Source organism: Shigella sp. SIG6 (genome assembly GCF_053555815.1).
On sequence record NZ_JBQZXC010000286.1, the window covers coordinates 1 to 741 of the forward strand.

Sequence of the window (741 nt, forward strand, 5' to 3'; positions counted from 1 at the left end):
TCAATAAAGTATATATTACTCTCTTTACTATCTGTTTTTATTGCGGTAGCGATACTAATAACAAAATTCGGAATTTATTTAGATGCTGGAATTAGAAAAAGGGATGACGGCTTTCTCACCTTACCCTGAAGTTTCACGAAAGTGTGTAAGGAAGTATGCAATCTAACTGGAGATTTCTGATGATCTAGTCGCTTAGAGCGACAATGAAGGTGACCGCATCCTGGGTAGCCCTATGAAAGGATACTATTGAAACGTGATGCTAAAACAGTGATGAAATGAATAATACGATGGAAACGTCTTCCATGTTAATTATCATGGAAGACGTTGATGTTGAACACCTAAACCAGCCCCCTGATACGAGGCTGGCTTAAGCGCGCAGGCAATCAGTAAAAATCACCGGTTGCCTTTTCGGCCTGATCCATCCACACCGGTTTATCGCTGGTTTTCGACCAGACGCGGTGCAGGTAGCTGTAAAAGCGGGCGCGGTCTTTCCAGAAAAGCATGAAAGGCAGCGCCAGAACGCCCGCTGCAACCGCATATGTACGGCGTAAAAAGATAAGCCATGCAGGATATTCTCTGTAGAGTTCCATACTTTTCTCCCCCTTTTGTATCTACCCGGTGAATAGCACCGGAAAAATGAATTTGTTTATCTGATGAAAATAGTACCGCCTTTTGTGTAATTTTACTACTCATCCGACCACTTATTTTTGCTTATTGATGGTTTATTTACATTCACACTGT

General features: G+C 42.1%; 1 protein-coding gene. It reads right to left on the reverse strand.

Annotated elements, in window-relative coordinates:
* Positions 1–383: 383 nt before the first annotated feature.
* Positions 384–590, reverse strand: coding sequence for a YbfA family protein (locus ACUU1M_RS20405; RefSeq protein WP_000424924.1), 207 nt, complete (start codon positions 588–590; stop codon positions 384–386).
* Positions 591–741 lie beyond the last annotated feature (151 nt).